Raw genomic sequence first — 540 nt, 5'->3', positions numbered from 1 at the left:
CCGCCCTGCGACCGATGACGCTAAAACAGAAGCATAAGTCTAGGACGACGAGATCACTCTTCAGAGCGAAGTGAAGCGAATCTTATAAGAATGGATGTATGCGGCGAGCCCCGGCCTGCACGGCGTCGAGCACCCGATCTACGATATCTGGCTGACCGACTGCATAGATCCGCATCAGTCCATCGCGACCGCGGCGCCCGATCCCGCGACCAAGCCGTCTCCGCAACCGCCTCCCGCGCAGAAGAAGGCCGCGCCCAAGCAGGCCGTGCAGCAACGCCCGCCGCAGCCGCTCCCGCCGATGCAGCAGCCGCAACCGGCGCCGCCGCCACCTCCGCCGCCCCAGCAGCAGCCGGGCCTGTTCGGCATTCCGGGGTTTGGCCGCTAGGCCAAATCTCCCGGCTTCGGCCGCTGATCACTGCCGCGAGGCGATGATCTCGAGCGTGCGTGCGCCGGGGATGGCCTCGCCGCTCGACAGCCGCAGGAAGTCGGCCGGCTCGCCCGCGAGGGCCCTGTCGAGCAGCGCGGTGTAGCGCCGACGCG

1 protein-coding gene is annotated in these 540 nt (G+C 68.3%); it reads left to right on the top strand.

Annotated features, from left to right (window positions below):
• Positions 1 to 94 precede the first annotated feature (94 nt).
• Complete coding sequence (locus tag AACY08_RS28490) at positions 95 to 385, top strand: DUF2155 domain-containing protein (protein ID WP_339472440.1); 291 nt, start codon at positions 95 to 97, stop codon at positions 383 to 385.
• Positions 386 to 540: the final 155 nt, after the last annotated feature.

Origin of the sequence: Pseudomonas sp. EL_65y_Pfl1_R83 (assembly GCF_963970695.1) — a bacterium.
Lineage (GTDB): Bacteria > Pseudomonadota > Gammaproteobacteria > Pseudomonadales > Pseudomonadaceae > Aquipseudomonas > Aquipseudomonas tritici.
Note: the sequence above shows the minus strand (reverse complement) of the source record. Positions and strands in the feature narration are given on the sequence as shown.

Excerpts from the sequence above, each read along its gene's own strand:
- AACY08_RS28490 (WP_339472440.1), top strand. The coding sequence starts at position 95 with ATGTATGCGGCGAGCCCCGGCCTGCACGGCGTCGAGCACCCGATCTAC.